Origin of the sequence: Pseudomonas arsenicoxydans, from assembly GCF_006438915.1 — a bacterium.
GTDB lineage: Bacteria > Pseudomonadota > Gammaproteobacteria > Pseudomonadales > Pseudomonadaceae > Aquipseudomonas > Aquipseudomonas arsenicoxydans_A.
In genome coordinates this window covers 353420-378391 of sequence record NZ_RCZE01000003.1, presented here as the reverse complement: position 1 = coordinate 378391, position 24972 = coordinate 353420, and the positions used below count along the sequence as shown (strand labels likewise).

Here is a 24972-nt window from a genome sequence, read left to right as displayed (position 1 = left end):
CCTCACGAGATGACTGCGACTGGCTGCGCGGTGGCGGCCAGCAAACGCTTGATTTCAGGGACGCAGGAGCCGCATTGCGTGCCGCAACTCAATTCTTGTTTCAAGCCCTGCAAGTCCAGGCCACGGCGGATGCCGGCGCAGACTGTGTTTTGGCTGACGTTTTTGCAGTTGCACAGGATTTTGTTACCGATGGCTGCGGCATCGACGTGGCCCGGCGGGGCACTCAGCGGTGCAAGCAGCCAGCGCCGCAGTTGTTCATCGGCGCGACCTTCGAGCCAGAGGTTTTGCAGCCAGTGCCGGGCTAGGGTTTCACCCGCCAAGCGGATTGCGGTGATCCGGCCGTTCTCGATACGCACCCGCTTGCCGATGGAGCGTCGAGGGTCGTCGTAGGCCAGCACGGGGCCGTCGTTGAGCCCCAGGCATTGATCGATATCGCGCAGCAGTTGTGGATCTGGCGCCGCGGTGCTGGCAGCGCGTATCAGCAGCGCAGGGCGCTCACGACCTGTCAGGCTGAGGCTGGCGTAGGAAAACGCCTCGCAAAGGGGTCGTAGCGTCTCAAAATGCTGTTGGACATCGCCCTCTACCAGCGCGAAAAGGTGCCAGGGCAATTGCACCGGTTCGAGGCGCACGCCGCTGTGTTTGAGCTCAGGTTGTTTCGACAACGGGTCAAAGGCGGGAAGGGTGAGGCTGTTCACGCCACCCTTGAGAAAACGGTCACCAAAATGCATCGGCAAAAAGACTTGGCCCGGACGCACGCTGTCGTCACTGGCGACCGGCACGATCACCGCGCCGCGACGACTTTTCAGGCTGATCAAGTCTCCGGATTGCAGGCGATGCCGGCGCAACTCATCCGGGTGCAGGCTCAACACGGCTTCGCTGACATGACCGAACAGTTGCGCGGCAGTGCCGGTTCGGCTCATGCCGTGCCATTGATCGCGCAGGCGACCGGTGATCAGCGTCAGCGGGAAGCGCGCGTCTCGTTGTTCCTTGGCGGCGCGATACGGATCGGCCACGAACTGCGCGCGTCCGCTGGCAGTCGGGAAAATACCGTCGAGATAGAGGCGCGCAGTGCCTGCGCTGGAGCCCGCAGGAAAGGGCCATTGTTGCGGGCCGATCTTGTCGATCAATGCGTGACTGATCCCGGACAAATCCAGATCCCGTCCACGGGTCAGTTGTTTGTATTCGTCGAACACCTGCGCCGGGGTTTCAAAGGTAAACAGGCTCGTCGCATCCGGGCGCAGACGTTTCTCTAGACGCTGTGCGAAATCCACTGTGATCGCCCAGTCTGAGCGCGCTTCACCCGGTGCGACGATCGCCCGGCGGACGTGGGAAATGCGCCGCTCGGAGTTGGTCACCGTGCCGTCCTTTTCGCCCCAGCTGGCGGCGGGCAATAACAGGTCGGCAAACCGGGCGGTTTCAGTGGTGCGAAAGGCCTCCTGCAACACCACGAACGGGCAGGCTTCCAGTGCCGCGCGCACGGCAGTCTGATCGGGAAGCGACTGCGCGGGGTTGGTGCAAGCGATCCACAAGGCTTTGATCTTGCCGCTGCCCACCTGCTCAAACAACTCGATGGCGGTCAGCCCCGGGTTTTCCGGCAGTTGATCGACACCCCAATAAGCCGCCACATCTGCGCGGTGCTCGGCATTGGCGGCATCGCGATGGCCTGGCAGCAGGTTCGACAGGCTGCCGGTTTCCCGGCCGCCCATGGCATTTGGCTGACCGGTCAACGAGAAAGGTCCTGCACCTGGACGGCCAATTTGCCCGGTTGCCAGGTGCAAATTGATCAATGCACTGTTCTTTGCGCTGCCGGCGGTGGACTGGTTCAGCCCCATGCACCACAGCGACAGGAAACTCGGTGAAGTACCGACCCATTCGGCGCATTGCTGCAGGTGCTCAACGCTGATTCCGCACAGCTGCGACACCATCTGCGGGGTGTAATCGCGTACCAGGTTCTTCAACTCCGGCAAGCCGTCGGTGTGGGCCTTGATGTAGTCGCGGTCGATCCAGTCTTCCCATAACAGCAGGTGCAAAATTCCATGGAACAAGGCGACATCGGTCCCCGGAAGAATTGCCAAATGCAGGTCAGCCAAATCACAGGTGTCGGTACGACGCGGGTCGATGACGATGACTTTCATCTGTGGTCGGTGGGATTTGGCCTCTTCCAAGCGACGAAACAGTACCGGGTGGGCGTAGGCCATGTTGCTGCCGACGATCATCACGCAGTCGCTCATTTCGAGATCTTCATAGCTGCACGGTGGTGCATCGGCGCCCAGGCTGCGCTTGTAACCGACCACCGCCGACGACATGCACAGCCGCGAATTGCTGTCGATGTTATTGGTGCCCACCAGCGCCCGCGCCAGTTTGTTGAAGGCGTAGTAGTCCTCGGTCAGCAACTGCCCGGAAATATAGAACGCCACGCTGTCCGGGCCATGTTCGGCAATGGTTTGGGCGAAAACGCTGGCGGCGTGATCAAGTGCGGTATCCCAGTCGGTGCGGCTGCGCGCCAGGCCTTTGCCCAGGCGCAGTTCCGGGTACAGCGCCCGAGCGGTCAAGTCGCCGGTCAGATGCAGGGATGATCCCTTGCTGCACAACTTGCCGAAGTTTGCCGGGTGCGCCGGATCGCCGCTGACGCCGAGGATGCGCTCGCCGTCGTGTTCGATCAGCACGCCGCAGCCGACCCCGCAATAGCAGCAGGTGGACGCGGTGATCTGGCGGTTCATCAGCCTGCGTCCCGCAGGGCCAGCATCACTCGGCCATTTTCGACCCGCGCCGGGTGGTGATGGGCGCAGCCGATGTCCGGGGCCTGGGCTTCGCCGCTTTCCAGGTCGATTTGCCAATTGTGCAGCGGACAGGCCACACGCTTGCCGTAGATCAAACCTTGGGACAACGGTCCGCCCTTGTGCGGGCAACGGTCATCGAGGGCGAACACTTCATCGTCGCTGGTGCGAAAAATCGCGATGTCACCTTTGGGGCCGGCGATGATCCGCGAGCCCAGGGCGTTGATTTCTTCCAGTGCGCAGATATCCAGCCAGTTCATGCCAGCACCTCCAGGTTCTTCACGGGAATGACGTCAAATTCTTTCTTCAGCAATGGCTGGGTCAGGCGTTCCTTCCACGGGTCCTGTTCGAACGACAGCGAGAATTGCAGCCGGTCATTGAGTGCCTTGCGCCGTTCCGGGTCTTCCAGCACGGCTTTCTTGATGTGGTCCATGCCGACCCGTTGCAGGTAATGCACGGTGCGTTCGAGGTAGAAGGCTTCTTCGCGATAGAGCTGCAAGAACGCTCCGTTGTATTCGCGCACTTCTTCAGCAGTTTTCAGTTTCACGAAGAACTCGGCGACTTCGGTTTTGATCCCACCGTTGCCACCGATGTACATCTCCCAGCCGGAATCGACACCGATGATTCCGACATCCTTGATGCCCGCTTCCGAACAGTTGCGTGGGCAACCGGAGACGGCCAGTTTCACTTTGTGCGGCGACCACATGTTGAACAGGTCGTGCTCCAGCTCGATGCCTAACTGCGTGGAATTCTGCGTGCCGAAACGGCAGAACTCGCTGCCGACGCAGGTCTTCACGGTGCGGATGGATTTGCCGTAGGCGTGGCCGGACGGCATGTCGAGGTCTTCCCAGACACCCGGCAGGTCCTGCTTCTTGATCCCCAGCAAGTCGATACGTTGACCGCCGGTGACCTTGACCATTGGCACGTTGTATTTGTCGGCGACGTCGGCGATGCGGCGCAATTCCGAAGGGTTGGTCACGCCACCCCACATCCGCGGGACCACCGAGTAGGTGCCGTCTTTCTGGATGTTGGCGTGGGCGCGCTCGTTGATCAGGCGCGATTGCGGGTCGTCCTTGGCTTCGCCCGGCCAGGTGGAAATCAGGTAGTAGTTGAGCGCCGGACGGCAGGTGGCGCAGCCGTTCGGGGTGCGCCAGTTCAGATAGCTCTGGGTGCCGGCGATGGTGAGCAGATGTTGTTCGCGAATGGCCTGACGGATTTGCCCGTGGTTGAGATCGCTGCAACCGCAGATGGCTTTTTCGCTTTTCGGCTTCACGTCTGCCGCGCCGCCCACGGTATTGATCAGGATCTGCTCGACGAGGCCGGCGCAGGAACCGCAAGAGCTGGCAGCCTTGGTGTGTTTTTTCACTTCGTCGACACTGAACAGCCCGTGTTCCTGGATCGCCTTGACGATGGTGCCTTTGCATACGCCGTTGCAACCGCAGACTTCCGCGGTGTCGGCCATGCTCATGGCTTTGTCCTGGCCCTGATGTCCTACGTCGCCTAAAGCGTTTTCCCCAAACATCAGGTGATCGCGGATCTCGCCAATGGCGTGATTCTCACGAATCTGCCGGAAATACCAACCGCCATCTGCTGTATCGCCGTACAGACAGGCGCCGACCAGCACGTCATCCTTGATCACCAGTTTTTTGTAGACCCCGCCGATCGGGTCGGAAAGGGTGATGGTTTCCGTGCCTTCGCCACCCATGAAGTCGCCGGCGGAGAACAGGTCAATCCCGGTGACTTTCAGTTTGGTCGACGTCACCGAACCTTGATAACGGGCGAAGCCCAATTGGGCGAGGTGATTGGCGCAGACCTTGGCTTGCTCGAACAGCGGCGCGACCAGGCCGTAGGCGATGCCGCGATGGCTGGCGCACTCACCGATGGCGTAGACCCGTGGGTCGTAGGTTTGCATTGTGTCGTTGACCAGAATCCCGCGATTGCAGGGGATGCCGGATTTTTCCGCGAGTTCGGTATTGGGGCGAATGCCCGCGGCCATGACCACCAGATCGGCAGGAATGATGTCGCCGTTCTTGAATTCAACCGAGCCGACGCGGCCATTGCCGGCATCGTGCAGGGCCTGGGTTTGTTCGCACAGGCGAAAGTGCAGGCCACGCGCTTCAAGGGCGGTTTGCAGCAACTGGCCGCTGGTCTTGTCGAGTTGGCGCTCCAGCAGCCATTCGCCGAGGTGCACCACGGTCACGTGCATGCCGCGCAGCATCAAGCCGTTTGCGGCTTCCAGGCCCAACAAGCCGCCGCCGATGACCACGGCGTGCTTGTGGGTCTTGGCGGTGTTGATCATCGCCTGGGTGTCGGCGATGTCACGGTAGCCGATCACGCCCTGCAAGGTGTTGCCCGGAATCGGCAGGATGAACGGGGTCGAGCCGGTAGCGATCAGCAGGCGATCGTAGTCGGCCTCGGTGCCGTCTTCGGCGATGACCCGGCGTTTGACCCGGTCGATCTGCACCACTTTGCGGTTGAGCAGCAGCTTGATGTTGTTATCCAGATACCAGTCAAGGTCGTTGAGCACGATCTCTTCGAACGTTTGCTCACCGGCCAGTACCGGCGACAGGAGGATGCGGTTGTAGTTGGTATGGGGTTCGGCACCGAAGACCGTGATGTCGTACAGCTCGTTGCTCAGCTTGAGCAGTTCTTCCAGGGTACGGACCCCGGCCATGCCGTTGCCGATCATCACCAGTTTTAATTTTTTCATCAGGTTCTCCGGGGAGCCCAGACCCGCCTCATCAGGGCTTCAGGTCTGGCTCGACAAATTTTGCGCAAACAAAAAAAGGCGTCCCGCTAGTTGCCTAGCGAGGACGCCTTTGTCCTGGTCCCGTTCTCTCGGGAAGCGCAACCTTCATCGTTGAAGGCAGGGCTTTATGTGTGGTGGAAAGGCTAATGCAGTGATTGTGCCAAGTATTCAGAGCTGCGGATTTGTTGGGTCTCGGGCCGGCGTGACAGGAGCGGAACGCTTGTTTATGCACCGATTCGAGGCGGGTTGCCCGGTCCTGGAGCATATGAAACCTGTGGCGAGGGAGCTTGCTCCCGCTGGGCTGCGAAGCAGACCTGACATCGGCGACCGCTTCGCGCTCGAGCGGGAGCAAGCTCCCTCGCCACAGGGGATCAAGTTCGAGTCAAGATGAGTGGAGCAACACAAATAGCAGCACCAGATTCAGCAGCAACGACACCAATGCCAATGTCCGCCAAACCTTCAACGGCTCACGCTCCATCAACGGTCTGGGCCGCACGCTCAAGCTGCGCCGCTCGCCCTGTTCCAGCACCAGCAACCACTCTTCCGCCGTTTCAAACCGTTGACCCGGATCGGCCACAACGGCACGTCCCAGACATTGCGCAATCCATTCCGGTAAATCCGGACGATAGCGACTGGCGCTGACCGGTACACCAAACCGTGGTCGCTGGAACGCTTCGATTTCGCCGTAGGGATAATGCCCGGTCAGCAGGAAATACAGGGTCACGCCCACCGCGTACAGGTCTTGTTGCGGCGTCGGGATGTCCCCGCGAAAGGCTTCCGGTGCAATGTAACTGGGCGTTCCAGGCAGGGCAGAGGCTTGATCCTCGGACAGGCCGGGGCAATACGCGAGGCCAAAATCGAGCAGGCGCAATTCGCCGTCGTCACCCAGCAGCAAGTTTTCCGGCTTGATGTCGCGGTGCAGAATCTGCCGCCGATGCAACAGGCCAACCGCGCGAAGCAAGCGCTCGGCCAGATCTTGCCATTGCGCCAACGGCAAAGGTCCGACACTGGCTTGCAGGTCTGCCAGTGTCGTGCCGGAATATTCGCGCATCACGTAGTACAAATGCTGACGCTGACTGGCGGTATGGACTTCAGGGAAATGCCGTCCGGCCACGCGCTTGAGAAACCATTCCTCCGACAGCAACGCTTGCCCGGCCAGGTGATCGTCGTGCAGCGCGGCGGGCAAGGTTTTCAACAGCCAGGGTTGCTGTTGTCCGTCGCGAACCCGATAGAGCAGCGATTGCTGGCTCTGGCCAAGGATCCCTTCCACGTGCCAGCCTTCAAAGGATTGACCGGGTTTCAGCGCCGGTGGCAATGGCCATTGCTGTAAATGAATCAATGCATCGCCGATGCTCGTTTCACCCAAGGCATCGACCCGTACCAGCAGGGCGCTGGCATTGTCCTGGCTGCCAGCCAAGTGCGCGGCTTTGACCAAGGTCTGCGCTGCACTGTCCAGATCGGGCTGATCCCGCAGAATCGCGGCAATCGCGGCGTCGCCCAGCACGGCCCAGATGCCATCGCTGAGCAGCACGAAACTCTCATTCAGGCGCAATTCGCCATCGAGAAAATCCAGCACCAGATGCTGATCCAGGCCCAGTGCCCGTTTCAGCACATGCTGCATGCCGGGTTGGTCCCAGACATGATCCTCGCTGATGCGCTGCAACTGATCCGCGTGCCAGCGATAGACCCGGCAATCGCCTACATGGGCCAAGGTAAAACGCCTGCCGCGCATGACCAGTGCGCTGACCGTGGTCAGCAGCGGTTGCCCGCCACCATTGGCCTGCAGCCAGCGATTTTGCGCCAGCAGCAAGCGGTCCAATGCTTGCGCGACACCCCAGGTTTCCGGGGTGGCGTAATAGTCCAGCGCCAGCGCCTGCAAGGTCGAACGGGCGGCGAGACCGCCGTCGGCGCATTGGCTGACGCCGTCGGCAATGGCGAACAAGTAGCCTTTGCTGGCTGCCAGCGCCGGAGCAGGTGTCACGAGGCGCAGGGCGTCCTGGTTTTCCTCGCGCGGGCCGATGGCGCTGGCTTCGGCAAAGCTCAGTTGCAGGCTCATCGAGGCCTCAGACCCGGGCCGCCGTCACGGCGGCCGAACCCCAAGTGGTTCTCCAGCGACGTTTCACCCCGTGCAGACCGAACCAGGCGAGAACGCCGAGGCTGGCGAACAACCACAGAGCCAACTGATAACTGCCGGTGCTCTGCTTGATCGCGCCCATGCCTGCTGCCAGGGCAAAGCCACCGATACCGCCGGCCATGCCGATCAAACCGGTCATCACACCGATCTCGCGACGAAAGCGCTGCGGCACCAACTGGAATACCGCGCCGTTACCTGCGCCCAAACCGAGCATGGTGCAGACGAAAAGCGCCAGCGCCGCGTAGGAACTTGGCAGGTTGAAACCCACTGCCGCAATGCAGAGCGCCGCCACCGTGTACATCGCCAGCAGCGTGCGTATCCCGCCGAAACGGTCTGCCAGCGCACCGCCCAATGGGCGCATCAGGCTGCCACCGAACACACAGGCCGCGGTGTAGTAACCGGCCGTCACCGGGCTCAGTCCGTACTGGTCGTTGAAGTAGCCGGGCAGGGCGCTGGCCAGGCCGATGAAGCCGCCGAAGGTCACGCTGTAGAAAAACATGAACCACCAGCTGTCGCGATCACCCAAGGCCTTGAAGTAGTCGGCCACAGACTTGGCTTTCGGCCGTTCCGGCGCGTTTTTCGCCAGCCAGGCAAAGACAATCAGGGTCAGGATCAGCGGGATCAAGGCGAAGCCGAACACGTTGCTCCAGCCGAACGCGGCGGCCAATACCGGGGCGATCAGAGCAGCCAACACCGTGCCAGAGTTACCGGCACCGGCGATGCCCATGGCTTTGCCTTGATGCTGTGGCGGATACCACTGCGAGGCCAGCGGCAGGGCGACGGCGAAGGACGCACCGGCCATGCCGAGGAACAGGCCCAGCACCAGCGCTTGCTCGTAGCTGTGGATGCCGAGTTTCCAGGCGCCGAACAGCGCGCAGATGACGATCACCTGGCCGATCATCCCGGCGGTTTTTGGCGAAAGACGATCCGCCAGCATGCCCATGATAAAACGCAGCACCGCCCCGGCCAGGATCGGCGTGGCCACCACCAGCCCGCGTTGTTGGGTGGTCAGGTGCAGGTCGGCGGCAATCTGCACGGCCAGCGGACCGAGCAGGTACCAGACCATGAAGCTCAGGTCGAAATAGAGGAAGGCCGCAAACAGTGTCGGCGTATGGCCGGATTTCCAGAAGCTTGAATTCATCGCGCACCTCAGCTGTGAAGAGTCTCGAGAAGGAGTCATGAGCTAGCAGGTGGGGCGCCTGTGGGCCGCACCACCGGCCCCGGGCTGTGGGGCCAAAACGAAAAAACGCCGCTACCTGATTCGCCAGTGGCAAATGAGGTGAGCGACGTCTTTGTCGTAGGTGGGGCAACCGCCGTTGGTTACCTGTGGTGATTACTTAGCCAGATTTGTGCCAACCCTCAAAGACAGAGTCGCGGCCATTCGCGAGCAAGCCCGCTCCCACATTTGATCTGCGTCGTACACAAATCAAATGTGGGAGCGGGCTTGCTCGCGAAGGGGCCTTCAACGGCACCACAAAACCTCAGCCGAGCAACTCACTCATGGCAATAATCTGCTCGGCGACCTGGATCAACTTCTGCTGCCGGCTCATCGCCTGTCGACGCATCAGGGTGTAAGCCTCTTCCTCATTGCAGCTCTTCATCTTCATCAACAGCCCCTTGGCCAGCTCGATGCGCTTGCGTTCAGCCAGTTGCTGGTCGCGGGCATGCAGTTGGGCGCGCAGGGCCTGGTCACTTTCAAACCGCGCCATGGCCACATCGAGAATCGGCTGCAGGCGCTGTGCGTGAATGCCTTCGACGATGTAGGCGCTGACCCCGGACTTGATCGCCTGACGCATCACGCCAGGGTCATGTTCATCGGTAAACATCACGATTGGACGAGGCTGGTCGCGGGTCACCAGCACCACTTGCTCCAGCACATCGCGGCTCGGTGACTCGGTATCGATCAGAATCACGTCCGGACGCACTGTTTCGACGCGTTCGGGCAGGTCGATGGTCAGGCCCGATTCGTCGATCACCTCGAACCCGGCTTCGGTCAGGGCGGTTTTTAGTCGACCGACTTTCTTCGCGGTGTCGTTGATCAGCAGGATACGCAGCATGTTCGCAGTCTCCTGTCAGCGCTGGGCGAATAGGTGCGAGCTGTCGCTCAGGGCGTGCAACTTGAAGCTGCGGGCATAGCCGGCCGGGTCGGAACCGTCCCAGACTTTGCCGTCGATCAACTGGCTGCTGCGCATGTCCTGCCCCCGGATATCGACTCCGACAGCACCGGCGGCCTCGCGGTACAGGTCCAGTTGCTGGATCTGACGGGCCACGCCGAGGTAATCCGGGTCGTCGCGCAACAAACCCCAGCGCCGGAACTGAGTCATGAACCACATGCCGTCGGACAGGTACGGCACGTTGACCTCGCCGCCCGCATGGAAGCGCAACGCGTGCGGGTCCTGCCAGCGATGGCCCAGACCGTCGGCGTAATCGCCCAGCAGGCGCGGTTCGATGCAGTCGAGGGGGGCGTCGAGGTAATCCGGCGCGCTCAACAGTTGTGCGGTGCTGCGGCGGTTTTCCGTGCTTTGTTCAATGAACTGGCTGGCTTCCAGGATCGCCATTACCAAGGCCCGCGCGGTGTTGGGGTACTGCTCGGCAAACGCACGGGTGCAGCCGAGGACTTTTTCCGGGTGATCGGGCCAGATGGTCTGGGTCGTCGCCAGGGTGAAGCCGAGATTCTGTTGCACTGCGCTGGCAGACCACGGCTCACCCACGCAAAAGCCATCGATACGCCCGGCTTGCAGGTGCGCGACCATTTGCGGTGGCGGGACCACGACGCTGTCGACATCCTGTAATGGATGTATGCCCTGGCTCGCCAGCCAGTAATACAGCCACATGGCGTGGGTGCCCGTCGGAAAGGTCTGGGCGAAGGTGAGTTTCGGGCGAGTTTGGTGCACGTGGTGTTCGAGTGCCTCAGGACTGGTCACGCCCAGCGCTTGCAAACCGTGGGAGAGATTGATGCTCTGGCCATTCTGGTTCAGGCCCATCAGTACGGCCATGTCGGTGGAGGCCACGCCGCCGATGCCCAGATGGACGGCATAAATCAGGCCGTACAGGCTGTGGGCGGCGTCGAGTTCGCCGCTGACCAGTTTGTCCCGCAGGTTGGCCCAGGACGACTGGCGCTTGAGGTTCAGGGTCAGGCCGTAAGGCTGGGCGAACCCCTGAGTGGCGGCGACCACCACCGAGGCACAATCGCTCAGGGCCATGAAGCCGAGGTTGATGTCGGTCTTTTCCGGGGCATCGCTGCCATTGACCCACGCCAGGGGGTTGGCTGGAACTTCAATCATGGTTAAGCACCTTGCATAAAAAAACGCCGTACCGAGCCGCTTGCCAAAGCAAGGGCCAGTGACGACGCCGTTGTCTTTCGACCCATTCCGCCGTTGGCATGAGTGCTGATACCTTTGGCGGTGCAAGGCATATGCCATCGCTCGCTGATTTTGTCGCGCGCCTCGCCTGCGACCTCGATGCGCGGCTATAATTGCCGCCACTTTTCGTAGCCCAGAGTCAAACCCGCCCATGTACACCCTGGCCCGTCAGCTGTTGTTCAAACTTTCCCCGGAAACCTCCCACGATCTGTCCCTGGACCTGATCGGCGCGGGCGGACGTTTGGGCCTCAACGGCTTGCTGTGCAAGGCCCCGGCGAAAATGCCGGTGTCGGTCATGGGCCTGGACTTCCCTAACCCGGTGGGTCTGGCGGCCGGTCTGGACAAGAACGGCGCGGCCATCGATGGTTTTGCCCAGTTGGGTTTTGGTTTTGTCGAAATCGGCACCATTACCCCGCGTCCGCAACCGGGCAATCCGAAACCACGGATTTTCCGTCTGCCGGAAGCCGAGGCGATCATCAACCGCATGGGGTTCAACAACCTTGGCGTCGATCACCTGCTGGCCCGTGTAGCTGCCGCCAAGTACAAGGGCGTGCTGGGCATCAACATCGGCAAGAACTTCGATACGCCGGTCGAGCGCGCGGTCGACGATTACCTGATCTGTCTGGACAAGGTCTACGCCCACGCCAGCTACGTGACGGTTAACGTCAGCTCGCCGAACACCCCGGGCCTGCGCAGCCTGCAGTTCGGCGATTCGCTCAAGCAGTTGCTCGCTGACCTGGCCACCCGCCGAGCGGAACTGGCGTTGCGTCACGGTAAACACGTTCCGCTGGCGATCAAGATCGCACCGGACATGACCGACGAAGAAACCGCGCAGGTCGCTCAAGCGCTGATCGAAACCGGGATGGACGCGGTGATCGCCACCAACACCACCCTGAGCCGCGTCGGCGTCGAAGGCATGGAACACGGCGACGAGGCGGGCGGTCTGTCCGGCGCGCCGGTTCGTGACAAGAGCACCCACACCGTGAAAGTACTGGCCTCGGAACTGGCCGGTCGCTTACCGATTATCGCCGTGGGCGGGATCACCGAAGGCAAGCACGCGGCTGAGAAAATCGCTGCAGGCGCGAGCCTGGTACAGATCTACTCCGGCTTTATCTACAAAGGCCCGGCATTGATTCGCGAGTCGGTAGACGCCATCGCCGCCCAGCGATGACCCCTGTGGGAGCTTTTGTGGCGAGGGAGCTTGCTCCCGCTCGGCTGCGCAGCAGTCGTAATCTTGCCAATGTGTTCTGCCTGACTCACCGCGTTCCCTGGTTTTAGGGCCGCTTCGCAGCCCAGCGGGAGCAAGCTCCCTCGCCACAATGGTATTTGCGGTGAATTTACGGGCATAAAAAAGGGCACCTCTAGGGTGCCCCTGGGCCGGAGCCCGCCGCCCGGATGGGACGTGCGTGGTTAATTCATTCAGTCATCAGATTGTCGTGTCGGAGTGTTAGGCCCTGTAAATTAGCCGACGGCGTGAAGTTCGTTGAGTCTGTGGATTCCCGCAGTGCCGGTCATACCGTCCCAGTTGTCGCCGCGTCCCTCGCGCCAGCCGTTAATCCAGGCTTGGCGTACTGACGGTAGAGTAAATGGGCAAAGCTCACGGGATTTGCCACCAACGCCATATTGATATCCGCGCAAAAATGCTCTTTCCAACGGATCACGCTTAAGTCTTCTCATAGGGTGTTGCCCTCACTTGTTGACTGTATTTATCGCGTAGACCTCAATCGAGGTCTGGCAGAAAAAAACTTCTGCCGATGGGGCCCGCTGCCGGCGTCGCGAGCCAAGGTGTTGACGTCGTTGCGGCGTCAACCTGAGTTGAGTTCTAACCAATGCGTCACATCGAGGGAATGATCGTTTTGTCATAAGGACGTAACGATAAAGATGCTATGGCCATAAGTAACACGATGTTTGCCCGTGTTTATTGGTCAAAGCCCTGTATGATCGGCCCCCCGCAGGATGACGGGGTTAATCCTTTAGTGAGAATGACTTCTGTTGAGCAGAAGCATTATTCGACGAAGGGTCGACTTATGACATTTTGTTGCATCAACTTTTTTATCTGCCTGTGCATCTAAGCTCTTCTAACCTGAGCAGCACAGGTGGGACGGCACACCTTCGTGCCACGCGGGCGCTCTTTTAGAAAAGCGCCTGATTGAAAACCGGACCGGCAATGCGTTGTCGGTTCACTTAGCTAAAGGCTCTGAAATTCCAATGTCCGATCAATTCGAAATCTTCCTCACTTGCCCCAAAGGCCTTGAAGGCCTGCTGATCGAGGAAGCCGTCGGGCTTGGCCTTGAAGAAGCACGTGAGCACACCTCTGCCGTGCGCGGCATGGCAACCATGGAAACCGCTTATCGCCTGTGCCTGTGGTCGCGTCTGGCGAACCGGGTGCTGCTGGTGCTCAAGCGGTTCCCGATGAAGGACGCCGAAGATTTGTACCACGGCGTGCTCGATATCGAGTGGCAAGACCACATGCTCAACGACGGCACCCTGGCCGTCGAGTTCAGCGGTCATGGCTCGGGCATCGACAACACCCACTTCGGCGCCTTGAAAGTCAAAGACGCCATCGTCGACAAACTGCGCACCCCGCAAGGCGACCGTCCGTCGATCGATAAGCTCAACCCGGACCTGCGCATTCACCTGCGCCTGGACCGTGGCGAAGCGATTCTGTCCCTCGACCTGTCCGGCCACAGCCTGCACCAGCGCGGTTATCGGTTGCAGCAAGGCGCGGCGCCGCTGAAGGAAAACCTCGCGGCCGCGATCCTGATCCGTTCCGGCTGGCCACGCATTGCGGCCGAAGGCGGCGCGCTGGCTGACCCGATGTGCGGTGTCGGTACGTTCCTCGTCGAAGCGGCGATGATCGCCGCCGACATGGCGCCGAACCTGCGTCGCGAGCAGTGGGGCTTCACCGCCTGGCTCGGTCACGTCCCGGCGCTGTGGAAAAAACTTCACGAAGAAGCCACCGAGCGTTGTGCGGCTGGCTTGGCCAAGCCACCGCTTTGGATTCGCGGTTACGAAGCCGACCCGCGCCTGATTCAACCGGGCCGCAACAACGTCGAGCGTGCCGGCCTGAGCGAGTGGATCAAGATCTACCAGGGCGAAGTCGGTACGTTCGAGCCGCGTCCGGACCAGAACCAGAAAGGCCTGGTGATCTGCAACCCTCCGTACGGCGAGCGTCTGGGCGACGAGGCGAGCTTGCTCTACCTCTACCAGAACCTCGGCGAGCGTCTGCGTCAGGCCTGCCTGAACTGGGAAGCCGCGGTGTTCACCGGCGCCCCGGACCTGGGCAAGCGCATGGGCATTCGCAGCCACAAACAGTATTCGTTCTGGAACGGCGCGCTGCCGTGCAAGCTGCTGCTGATCAAGGTCACGCCCGACCAGTTCGTCACCGGCGAACGTCGCACCCCGGAACAGCGTCAGGTCGAGCGCGAGCAGGCTGAAGTCGAAGTCGCTGACAATGATGTGGCACCGGGCAAGTACGAGAAGTACAACAAGAACGGCAACCCGATCAAGCCTGCCCCGGTGGTGATCGAGCAACCGCGCTTGAGCGAAGGCGGGCAGATGTTTGCCAACCGTCTGCAGAAAAACCTCAAGGCACTGGGCAAGTGGGTCAAGCGTGAAGGCATCGACTGCTATCGCGTGTATGACGCCGACATGCCGGAATATTCCATGGCCATCGACCTCTATCAGGATTGGGTCCACGTCCAGGAATACGCCGCGCCGAAATCCATCGATCCGGAAAAAGCTTCGGCCCGCATGTTCGATGCCCTGGCTGCGATTCCGCAGGCCTTGAACATCGACAAGAGCCGCGTGGTGGTCAAGCGTCGCGAACGTCAGAGCGGCACCAAGCAGTACGAACGTCAGGCTGCGCAGGGCAAGTTCGTCGAGGTCAATGAAGGTGGCGTGCAACTGCTGGTCAACCTCACCGACTACCTCGACACCGGACTGTTCCTCGACCACCGCCCGATGCGCATGCGCATTCAGAAAGAGGCGGCCGGCAAGCGCTTCCTCAACCTGTATTGCTACACCGCGACCGCCAGTGTCCACGCGGCCAAGGGCGGCGCACGCACCACCACCAGCGTCGATCTGTCGAAAACCTACTTGGACTGGGCGCGTCGTAACCTGTCGTTGAACGGTTTCTCTGACAAGAATCGTCTGGAGCAGGGCGACGTGATGGCTTGGCTCGAAGCCTGCCGTGACGAGTACGACCTGATCTTCATCGACCCGCCGACGTTCTCCAACTCCAAGCGCATGGAAGGGATCTTCGACGTGCAACGCGATCAGGTGCAGTTGATCGACCTGGCCATGGCCCGTCTGGCACCCGGTGGCGTGTTGTACTTCTCCAACAACTTCCGCAAGTTCACCCTTGAGGAAAACCTCGCAGAGCGTTACGCCGTTGAAGAAATCACCGCCCAGACCATCGATCCGGATTTCGCCCGTAACGGCAAGATCCACCGTGCCTGGAAAATCACCGCGCGTTGACACTTGAGCTGATTGGATCCACAGAGCCTTGATTTTTAAAGGCTCTTGGGTCATTTCAGTGCTGGCCAAATTAGTGGCTAATGGCTATAACTCACTCATGGCCAATGGGCTTTTCCGGCACCTGGCATTTTGAGTTGCCTTTATGTCGTTTCAGGCCGTACGCCCAAAGATCCTGGGTTTTATCAGCGAAGATGCGTCGGCCTGGCTGGTCGCGCTGTTGGTATTGCTCATGGGCGGCGTGCTCACCGGGTTACTGGCCTGGTCGACGGTCAATGTGTTTCACCATCAACTCAAGCAACGCTTCCAACTGCTGGCCAGTGAGCGTTACAGCCGCATTGAAGAACGATTTCAGGACCAGGAACAGCGCCTCGACGGCCTGCGCCGGTTCTTCGCCAATTCCGACTCGGTCTCCCGCGAGGAGTTCGACGGTTACACCAAGCCCCTGTTGCACCGAACCCAGGCCTATTCATTCGCGGCCCGAGTGACCCGTGCCGAGCGCGCGCAATTTGAGCAAAAGGTGCGGGACGAAGGCTTCAGCAATTTCACCCTTCGTGAACTCGACGGCAACAGTCAACTGCAATTGGCCGCCGAGCGCGATGAATACGTGGCGGTGCTGTACAGCCAGACGCAAAGTCGCCTGGGCTCGCCGCTGGGCTACGACTTGCTGGCCCAGCCGATGCGCCGCGCCACCCTTGAACGGGCGGACAAACTGGGCAGCATGGCGGTGTCGCAGCCGATGCATCTGGTCAGCATCGAGCCGGCCTTTGCGCGCGGCGTGTTGCTGGTGGCTCCGGTGTTTTCACGCAACCCACCCAGCGCTGCGGGGGTAAAACCCTTCGGTTATGTGATGGCCGTGATCAGCATGCGCCAGTTGCTGGCCGATGGATTACCGGACGCCAACTACGACTATCTTTCGGTGCGCATTCTCGACTTGTCGATCGACGATCAGCACGAAGTGCTCTACGAATCGATCAACCCACCGGCGGCCAGTGATTTGTCCGCGAGCCGACTGTTGCGATTGGCCGATCACGATTATCAGGTCGACATCACGCCGAGCGAGGCCTTTATACAAGCCAATCATTCCTCGGTGACGACCCTGATGGTGTTGGGCGGCTTGCTCAGTCTGTTGCTCAGCGCGCTGGTGTATGTGTTGGTCAGCCAGCGCCAGCGCGCACTGAAAATGGTGGAACAACGGACCGAGGAACTGCGTGCCCGTGAGCAGGAACTGAGCGGCACCCACGGCCAGTTGCGCGGCGTGCTGAATGCCGCGACTCAGGTGGCGATCATCGCTACCGACTTGCGCGGGGTTATCAGTACGTTCAACGCCGGCGCTGAGCAGATGTTGGGTTACGCCAGCGTTGAGGTCGTTGGGCACATGACCCTGGAAAACCTGCACCTCCCCCGGGAGCTGGTGGCACGGGCAGCGGAGTTGAGTGCGCGGTATGGCAAACCGATTCCGACCTGTCACGCAATGTTGGTCGAAGGGGGCGAAGAGGGCGCAAGCGAGGCGCGGGAGTGGACGCTGGTGCGCTGCGATGGCAGCCATTTGGCGGTGAACATGCTCGCCACCCCGGTGCTCGACGAGCAGGGGCTGTGGGTCGGTCACCTGGCGATCTGCATCGACATTACCGAGCGCAAGCGCGTGCATGAGGCGCTGGCGGCACGGGACCTGTTGTTGAAGAAACTCAGCGCCCATGTGCCCGGTGGCATCTACCAATTCAAGATGGAATTCGACGGCCGCTTCAGTGTGATTTATGCCAGCGACGGTATTCGCGAGATCTACGAACTCGAACCGGATGTGCTGCTGTTGAATGCCGAAGCGATCTTCACGCGCATCCATCCACAGGACACGACCCGGGTCCGGGCCTCGATCCGCGCCTCAGCGGACACCCTCAGCCCGTGGCGCGAGGAATACCGCGTGCAACTGCCCATGCGTGGCCTGCGCTGGGTTCGCGGTGAGGCAACCCCCGAAGAGTTGCCCGGTGGCGGCGTGCTCTGGCATGGCTACATTTCCGACATCTCTGACCTGAAGCGGGTGGAAGAAGAGTTGCGCGCACTGTCGATCACCGACTCGCTGACCGGGATCCACAACCGCCGTTATTTCCAGGAGCGCCTGACCACCGAGATGGCGAGGGTCCAGCGTGGGGTGGGCGAGTTGTCGGTGATCATGCTCGACATCGACCACTTCAAACGCATCAATGACCAGCATGGCCATGCCGTAGGGGATCGGGTGTTGCAGGCCGTGTGCGAGCGCATCGGTCATCGATTGCGGCGCACGGACGTGTTCTGTCGGCTCGGCGGAGAAGAATTCATGGTGCTCTGCCCGGACACCGACCGCGAGCAGGCGCACGTGCTGGCCATGCAATTGTGGCAAGGGCTGCGCAGTTCACCGATCGACAGCGTGGGGTTCGTTACCGCGAGTTTCGGGATTGCCAGTTGGCGCGTCGGGGAGGGCGCGGATGCGCTGTTGTTGCGGGCGGATTCGGGGGTGTATGCGGCGAAGCAGGCGGGACGCGATCGGGTTGAGGCGCAGAAAACCTAAGGCTGGATACTGGACCTTGTGGGAGCGGGCTCGCTCGCGAATGCGGTGTGTCATTCAACATTTTAGTTGACTGATACACCGCATTCGCGAGCAAGCCCGCTCCCACATTTGATCTTTGGTGATCTTTGGATCGGGTTAGAGCACCGAAGCCGTGTCTGGCAGTTTCGGCTGGCGATACAGGTCCAGCAGCACTTGATCCAGTACCGACGACGCGCCAAACGGGGCCTTGTCGTTGAGGATTGCCACCACTGCCCACGTGTTGCCATTGACGTCGCGGCTGAAGCCGGAGATGGCGCGTACGGTGTTCAGGGTGCCGGTCTTGACGTGGGCTTCACCGCGCATCGCGGTGGTCTTCAGGCGTTTGCGCATGGTGCCGTCGGTGCCGGCAATCGGCATCGAACTGATGAACTCGGCGGCATACGGGCTGTGCCACGCGGCTTGCAGCATCGCTGCCATTTCACGGGCGCTGACGCGTTCGGCGCGGGACAGGCCGGAACCGTTCTCCATCACCAGGTGCGGCGCGGTAATGCCTTTCTTCGCCAGCCACTGACGTACGACGCGCTGCGCGGCTTTGGCATCGTCACCATCGGCATCGGTACGGAATTTCTGGCCCAGGCTCAGGAACAGCTGCTGAGCCATGGTGTTGTTACTGTATTTGTTGATGTCGCGGATGATTTCCGCCAGGTCCGGCGAATAAGCCCGGGCCAGCAATTTTGCGCTGCTTGGGGTCGGGGCCAGCACATCTTTACCCTGAATGCTGCCACCCAGCTCTTTCCAGATGGCCCGCACGGCGCCGGCGGTGTAGGTCGCGTGGTCAAGCAGCGACAGGTACGTCTGCGAGTTGCAGCCATCGCCCAACTGGCCGCCGACCGTTACGGTCACGCTGCCATCGGCCTGGGTCACCGGGTTGTAGCGCACGCCGCCGGTGCATTGCTTGGAGTTGACAGCCTTGACCTGGTTTTCGATGCGAATGCTGGCAATCGGCGGTTCCACCGACACCAACACCCGGCCGCCGTCGTTACGCGCGACAAAACGCAGTGCCTTGAGGTTGACCATCAACGAGTCGGGCTTGACCAGGAACGGCTTGTTCTCGTCATTGCCATCGTCATTGAACTCGGGCAATTGCGGTTGGGTGAAGAAGCTGCGGTCCAGCACCAGATCTCCGGTGATTTGCGTCACGCCGTTGGCACGCAGGTCACGCATCAGCAGCCAGAGTTTTTCCATGTTCAGCTTGGGATCGCCGCCACCCTTGAGGTAGAGGTTGCCATTGAGGATGCCGCCGCTGAGGGTGCCGTCGGTGTAGAACTCGGTTTTCCACTGATGGTTCGGCCCGAGCATTTCCAGCGCGGCATAGGTGGTGACCAGTTTCATGGTCGAGGCCGGGTTGACCGAAACGTCAGCGTTGAAAATGGTCGGTGTGCCCGGGCCGGTGAGCGGGATCATCACCAGCGACAGGGCGCTGTCCTGCAACTTGCTGGCCTTGAGGGCCTTTTCGACGTTGGGTGTAAGCGCAGTGTTGATCGGAGCGGCGGAAACGGAGAAGGCCAGCGGAAGAATGAAGCTGGTCAGCAACAATGGACGCAAAGATTTGATCATGTGTAATAAAACCCTACAGCCGAGGGGGAAAAAAAGACGAGGGCATGGCGATAAAATCCCTCAGTGGTCATGAAAGTGTCGGCATTATGCCCCAAGGCTTGAAAGCGTGTGCCGTGCCATGGCCTTCAAATCTGCTATTTTTTTACCGGCGGTCAGCGATGCACCCCAGAGAGTCGGGCAATTAGCGGCTTAAACTGCTAAAGTGCCGCCCGTTATTACTTATGAGGATTGTTCCAATGGCGACTAACCGTTCCCAGCGTCTGCGCAAAAAACTGTGCGTCGATGAATTTCAAGAGCTGGGTTTCGAACTGAACCTGGATTTCAAAGAAGATTTGGCTGATGAAGCCATTGATGCTTTCCTCGACGCGTTCCTGAAAGAAGCCATGGAAGCCAACGGTCTGGGTTATGTTGGCGGCGACGACTTCGGTCTGGTTTGCCTGCAGAAGCGTGGCTCGGTGTCCGAAGAGCAGCGCGCTGCTGTTGAAGCCTGGCTCAAAGACCGCAGCGAACTGACCGAAGCAACCGTCAGCCCGCTGATCGACGTCTGGTACCCGGAAAAGCCGATCAATCCGGTAGCTTGATGTCCTAGCTTTTTGTCTTAAAAAAAACGGCGACCCAAGGGTCGCCGTTTTTTTGTGCGCAGATGTCAGCCTTTACGCCAATTCAAAATCAACAACGTCAACACACCCGCCACAATCCCCCAGAACGCCGAACCAATGGAAAACAGCGTCAGCCCCGACGCCGTGACCATAAAGGTGATCAGCGCCGCTTCCCGTTCCTTCACCTCGGTCATGGCGATGCTCAAGCCATTGATGATCGAGCCAAACAACGCCAGCGCCGCAATCGACAGCACCAGTTCTTTCGGCAACGCGGCAAACAGCGCCGCCAATGTCGCGCCGAACACCCCGGCGATCCCGTAGAAAATCCCGCACCAGACCGCCGCCGTGTAGCGTTTGTTGCGATCTTCATGGGCATGCGGCCCGGTGCAGATCGCGGCACTGATGGCCGCCAGGTTGATGCCGTGGGAGCCGAACGGTGCCAGCAGCAACGAGGCGATGCCGGTGGTGGTGATCAGTGGGGAGGCCGGCACGGTGTACCCGTCGGCGCGCAAGACGGCGATGCCCGGCATGTTCTGCGAGGTCATGGCCACCACGAACAGCGGAATGCCGATGCTTATAGTCGCGGCCAGCGAGAAGTGCGGCGTGGTCCAGACCGGCGTCGCCACTTCCAGATGGAAACCGCTGAAATCCAGCAGCCCCATGAATCCTGACAATGCAGTGCCGATCAACAACGCGGCCAGCACGGCGTATCGCGGCGACAGGCGCTTGATCACCAGATACGTAAAGAACATACCCAGCACGAGGCCGGTGCGATGCTGGGCGGCAACGAAAATTTCGCTGCCGATCTTGAACAGAATGCCCGCCAGCAGGGCCGCGGCCAGTGAGGCTGGAATCTTTTTCACCAACCGTTCGAAGCTGCCGGTCAGCCCGCAGATCGTCACCAGCACTGCGCAGGTAATATAGGCGCCGATGGCTTCGCCATAACTGACACCGCCGAGGCTGGTGATCAGCAACGCCGCGCCCGGGGTCGACCAGGCAATGGTGATGGGCGTGCGATAACGTAACGACAGGCCGATCGAGCACACCGCCATGCCAATCGAGATCGCCCAGATCCACGACGAAATCTGCCCGCTGGTCAGGCCCGCCGCTTGTCCGGCCTGAAACATCAGGACCAGGGAGCTGGTGTAACCGGTCATCATCGCGATGAAACCGGCGACGATGGCCGACGGCGAGGTGTCGGCCAGTGGTCGAAGCTGCGTGTGCGTGGCGTCGTTCATGACAGCGGTGTTCCTTATTACGTATGAAGATGTCCGCTGCAACGCTTAACCTTGTGGGAGCGGGCTTGCTCGCGAAGGCGGTGTGGCAGTCAAAGCAGATGTCGACTGATACACCGCCTTCGCGAGCAAGCCCGCTCCCACATTAGGGATTCGCGTTCAAGCGCGGATTCTGCGTTCAAGCCTAAACTCAAACGTAAGGGATCGTTGCAATACAGCGGAAGCGACAAACAGCCGTACAGTCGTGTTGCCACCCTCCATTGTGTACAATCGCGGTGTTTTTTACGCGATACTTGCCAGCGACCCTCTGTGCCGTATTACAGTCACCGTCAATTCGCCGCAGTTCTCCCGACTCGAGTGCCCATGAACGAACAGTTGCAGCCCCTAAAAAAACAACCGCGAGCAGGCAAAGCCGGCCGCACCGGGACCCAGGACGATATTGTCTACGCGCATATCTTCGAGGCCATCCTCGAACAGCGTCTGGCGCCCGGCACCAAGTTGAGCGAAGAAGCGCTGGGGGAAATTTTCGGGGTCAGTCGCACCATCATCCGCCGCGCGCTCTCGCGCCTGGCCCATGAAGGCGTCGTGCTGCTGCGTCCGAACCGTGGCGCGGTCGTCGCCAGCCCGAGCGTCGAAGAAGCCCGTCAGGTGTTCCTCGCGCGCCGCCTGGTGGAACGAGCGATCACTGAACTGGCGGTGCAACACGCAACCGCCGAGGAAATCGCCGAATTGCGTCAGATGGTCAACGACGAGCGCGACAGCTTCTCGCGCGGTGATCGCGGTGCCGGCATCCGTCTGTCGGGCGAATTCCACCTGAAACTCGCCGAAGCGGCTAAGAATGCGCCGCTGATCAGCTTCCAGCGCAGTCTGGTGTCGCAGACGTCGTTGATCATCGCCCAGTATGAAAGTGGCAACCGTTCGCACTGTTCTTACGACGAACACACCCAATTGATCGACGCTATCGAAGCGCGCAACGGTGAGTTGGCTGTGAATTTGATGATGCACCACATGGATCACATCGACAGCAAACTCAACCTCGACGAAGAAAGTGCGTCGGATGATTTGCATGCGGTGTTCTCGCATTTGTTGCAGACCAAGAAGCCTGGGCGTCCTGCTGCCAAGCTCTGACACCGAGTTGCCCCATTCGCGAGCAAGCCCGCTCCCACATTCGACCGCATCCTGCTGGGAGAACTCGGTCTAATGTGGGAGCGGGCTTGCTCGCGAAGGCGGCCTCAACGACAAAAAAATCCCCCGGGCTTCACCGCTACGGGGGATTTTTTATGCCCGAAGAAAACTAGCGCTGATGCACCTGATACCCCGCCGCATACGTCTGCATAACAGTCCGGTCATCCCCTAGCGTCATCAACACAAACAACGTCTCGGCAATGTTATTGGCCTGCTTCAAGCGATAGCTCAGCAACGGCGTTGCGTTGTAATTCAGCACCAGGAAGTCGGCATCGGTGCCCGGTTTCAAGGTGCCGATCTTGTCCTCCAGACGCAGCGCCCGCGCACCGCCAAGAGTCGCCAGGTACAGCGACTTGAACGGGCTCAACCGCGCACCTTGCAGCTGCATGACTTTGTACGCTTCGTTCAAGGTTTGCAGGATCGAGAAACTGGTGCCACCGCCAACGTCCGTGCCCACGCCGACATTCAGCTTGTGCTTCTCGGCCATCGGCAGGTTGAACAACCCGCTGCCCAGGAAGAAGTTCGACGTCGGGCAAAAGGCGATGGCCGAACCGGTTTCCGCCAGTCGCGCGCACTCGTCGTCGCACAGGTGCACGCCGTGGGCAAACACCGAACGCTCGCCGAGCAATTGGTAATGATCGTAGACGTCCAGGTAGCCTTTACGCTCCGGGAACAGCTCCTTGACCCATTCGACTTCCTTCAGGTTTTCGCTGATGTGAGTCTGCATGTACAGGTCAGGGAATTCGCTGAGCAGTTGACCGGCAAGGGTCAGTTGTTCCGGGGTGCTGGTCGGGGCGAAACGCGGGGTGACCGCATAGTGCAAGCGGCCCTTGCCGTGCCAGCGCTCGATCAGTGCCTTGCTTTCCACGTAGCTGGATTCGGCGGTGTCGGTCAGGTAGTCCGGGGCGTTGCGGTCCATCATCACCTTGCCGGCGATCATGCGCAGGTCGAGCTGTTCGGCGGCCTCGAAGAACGAGTTCACCGATTGCGGATGCACGCTGCCGAACACCAGCGCCGTGGTGGTGCCGTTGCGCAGCAGTTCCTTGATGAAAATGTCCGCGACTTCGTCGGCGTGTTTCTTGTCAGCGAACTGGCTTTCGCACGGGAAGGTGTAGGTGTTGAGCCAGTCCAGCAATTGCTCGCCGTACGCGCCGATCATGCCGGTTTGCGGCAAGTGAATGTGGGTGTCGATGAACCCCGGGGTGATCAGCGCGTCCTGATAATGGGTGATCTCGATGTCGGCCGGCAGGGTCGGCAGCAAGTCGCTGGCGTGGCCAAGCGCGCTGATCTGGCCGTTGTCGACCACCAGCAAGCCGTCTTCGAAATACTCGTACGAAGCTTCAATACCGACTTCGGCTGGGTCGGCAATGCTGTGCAGGATGGCGGCGCGGTAAGCTTTGCGAGTCAAAGGCATGGGGGCTCTCGGTTTTTAGGCTTATCAATTAAAAGCTTGGCTGCGGCGTGAAGCGGGCAGCAGTTTGGCAATCGATGATCCGGCGCTGGCGGTCTGCTGGCCGAAATTCGCGTTATAGGTGGCGATGATTTCGCCGGCGATGGAGATGGCGATTTCCACAGGCAATTTGCCTTTGACTTCGCCGATGCCCATCGGGCAGCGCATGCGTTGCACGACGCTGTTGTCGAATCCGCGGTCGCGCAGACGGTGTTCGAACTTCACCCGTTTGGTCTTCGAACCGATCAGGCCGAAGTAGGCGAAGTCGTTGCGCTTGAGGATCGCGGCGGTGAGTTCGAGGTCGAGCTTGTGGTTGTGGGTCATGACGATGCAGTAGCTGCCGGCGGGCAGGTCGTCGATTTCATCCACCGGTTCTTCGCTGACAATCTTGCGCACGCCGTGGGGGATCTGTTCAGGGAATTCGTCTTCCCGCGAATCGATCCAGCGCACCCGGCAGGGCAGACTGGCGAGCAACGGCACCAAGGCGCGACCGACATGACCGGCGCCGAACACGGCGATCTGCGCCTGGACCTGGCCCATCGGTTCGAACAGCAACACCGTCGCGCCACCGCAGCACTGGCCAAGGCTGGCGCCGAGGCTGAAGCGCTCCAGGTGCGTGTCCTGTTTGCCGCTGGCGAGCATGTCGCGGGCGATCTGCATGGCTTTGTATTCGAGATGTCCGCCACCGACGGTGTCGAAGGTCTGGGTGGCGCTGATGACCATTTTCGAACCGGCATTGCGCGGCGTCGAGCCGAGCTCTTCGATGATGGTCACCAACACGCAGGGTTCACCCTGGGATTGCAGGTCGGCGAGGGCGTCGATCCAGTTGTACATATTCACCTCAACATTTCTGTTGTCTGTTCG

At 60.5% G+C, this 24972-nt stretch carries 17 protein-coding genes; 5 read left to right on the top strand and 12 right to left on the bottom strand.

Annotated elements, in window-relative coordinates; translation table 11 throughout:
* Positions 1-2 precede the first annotated feature (2 nt).
* From EAH78_RS08345 to EAH78_RS08315, 7 genes are all read right to left on the bottom strand, one after another.
* Positions 3-2720 carry a nitrate reductase gene (locus EAH78_RS08345; RefSeq protein WP_140667144.1) on the bottom strand — a complete coding sequence of 906 codons (2718 nt, stop codon included), beginning with the start codon at positions 2718-2720 and terminating at the stop codon, positions 3-5.
* On the bottom strand, positions 2720-3037 hold the full coding sequence (nirD, locus tag EAH78_RS08340) for a nitrite reductase small subunit NirD (protein WP_027922561.1): 318 nt from the start codon (positions 3035-3037) through the stop codon (positions 2720-2722). The genes EAH78_RS08345 and nirD overlap by 1 nt, the downstream gene beginning before the upstream one ends.
* A complete protein-coding gene (nirB, locus tag EAH78_RS08335; RefSeq protein ID WP_140667143.1) occupies positions 3034-5487 on the bottom strand; it encodes a nitrite reductase large subunit NirB in 2454 nt (817 codons plus the stop codon). The genes nirD and nirB overlap by 4 nt, the downstream gene beginning before the upstream one ends.
* A 421-nt stretch (positions 5488-5908) precedes the next feature.
* Positions 5909-7582, bottom strand: coding sequence for a bifunctional protein-serine/threonine kinase/phosphatase (locus EAH78_RS08330; protein ID WP_140667142.1), 1674 nt, complete (start codon positions 7580-7582; stop codon positions 5909-5911).
* 7 nt (positions 7583-7589) lie between these two features.
* Positions 7590-8801 carry a nitrate/nitrite transporter gene (locus EAH78_RS08325; protein WP_140667141.1) on the bottom strand — a complete coding sequence of 404 codons (1212 nt, stop codon included), beginning with the start codon at positions 8799-8801 and terminating at the stop codon, positions 7590-7592.
* 340 nt (positions 8802-9141) lie between these two features.
* Positions 9142-9717, bottom strand: coding sequence for an ANTAR domain-containing response regulator (locus EAH78_RS08320; protein ID WP_140667140.1), 576 nt, complete (start codon positions 9715-9717; stop codon positions 9142-9144).
* A gap of 15 nt (positions 9718-9732) precedes the next feature.
* On the bottom strand, positions 9733-10944 hold the full coding sequence (locus EAH78_RS08315; RefSeq protein ID WP_140667139.1) for a CmpA/NrtA family ABC transporter substrate-binding protein: 1212 nt from the start codon (positions 10942-10944) through the stop codon (positions 9733-9735).
* 229 nt (positions 10945-11173) lie between these two features.
* Between EAH78_RS08315 and EAH78_RS08310 the strand changes: the two genes are divergently transcribed.
* Positions 11174-12193, top strand: coding sequence for a quinone-dependent dihydroorotate dehydrogenase (locus tag EAH78_RS08310; RefSeq protein ID WP_059181321.1), 1020 nt, complete (start codon positions 11174-11176; stop codon positions 12191-12193).
* Between the two features lie 290 nt (positions 12194-12483).
* Here EAH78_RS08310 and rmf read toward each other — a convergent pair whose 3' ends face one another.
* Complete coding sequence (rmf, locus tag EAH78_RS08300; RefSeq protein ID WP_003223300.1) at positions 12484-12699, bottom strand: ribosome modulation factor; 216 nt, start codon at positions 12697-12699, stop codon at positions 12484-12486.
* Positions 12700-13230: 531 nt separating this feature from the next.
* Between rmf and rlmKL the strand changes: the two genes are divergently transcribed.
* Together rlmKL and EAH78_RS08290 are read left to right on the top strand one after the other, a co-directional pair.
* Complete coding sequence (gene rlmKL / locus EAH78_RS08295) at positions 13231-15501, top strand: bifunctional 23S rRNA (guanine(2069)-N(7))-methyltransferase RlmK/23S rRNA (guanine(2445)-N(2))-methyltransferase RlmL (protein WP_140667137.1); 2271 nt, start codon at positions 13231-13233, stop codon at positions 15499-15501.
* Positions 15502-15643: 142 nt separating this feature from the next.
* Positions 15644-18043 carry a sensor domain-containing diguanylate cyclase gene (locus EAH78_RS08290; RefSeq protein ID WP_140667136.1) on the top strand — a complete coding sequence of 800 codons (2400 nt, stop codon included), beginning with the start codon at positions 15644-15646 and terminating at the stop codon, positions 18041-18043.
* Between the two features lie 135 nt (positions 18044-18178).
* On the opposite strand, the gene dacB is transcribed toward EAH78_RS08290, so the two are convergent.
* Complete coding sequence (gene dacB, locus EAH78_RS08285; RefSeq protein WP_140667135.1) at positions 18179-19639, bottom strand: D-alanyl-D-alanine carboxypeptidase/D-alanyl-D-alanine endopeptidase; 1461 nt, start codon at positions 19637-19639, stop codon at positions 18179-18181.
* Positions 19640-19875: 236 nt separating this feature from the next.
* Between dacB and EAH78_RS08280 the strand changes: the two genes are divergently transcribed.
* Complete coding sequence (locus tag EAH78_RS08280) at positions 19876-20220, top strand: YggL family protein (RefSeq protein ID WP_140667134.1); 345 nt, start codon at positions 19876-19878, stop codon at positions 20218-20220.
* Positions 20221-20285: 65 nt separating this feature from the next.
* Here EAH78_RS08280 and EAH78_RS08275 read toward each other — a convergent pair whose 3' ends face one another.
* Positions 20286-21476, bottom strand: a complete 1191-nt coding sequence (locus EAH78_RS08275) for a benzoate/H(+) symporter BenE family transporter (protein ID WP_140667133.1) — start codon at positions 21474-21476, stop codon at positions 20286-20288.
* A 360-nt stretch (positions 21477-21836) separates the two neighbouring features.
* Here EAH78_RS08275 and EAH78_RS08265 point away from each other — a divergent pair, with 360 nt between their 5' ends.
* Entirely contained in the window at positions 21837-22601 is a 765-nt protein-coding gene (locus EAH78_RS08265) for a GntR family transcriptional regulator (protein ID WP_140667132.1), read from the top strand.
* Positions 22602-22767: 166 nt separating this feature from the next.
* Here EAH78_RS08265 and guaD read toward each other — a convergent pair whose 3' ends face one another.
* Positions 22768-24072 (bottom strand): guanine deaminase, encoded by a 1305-nt coding sequence (gene guaD, locus EAH78_RS08260; RefSeq protein ID WP_140667131.1) that lies wholly within the window; start codon positions 24070-24072, stop codon positions 22768-22770.
* Positions 24073-24096: 24 nt separating this feature from the next.
* Complete coding sequence (xdhC, locus tag EAH78_RS08255) at positions 24097-24942, bottom strand: xanthine dehydrogenase accessory protein XdhC (RefSeq protein WP_140667130.1); 846 nt, start codon at positions 24940-24942, stop codon at positions 24097-24099.
* Between the last annotated feature and the right edge of the window lie 30 nt (positions 24943-24972).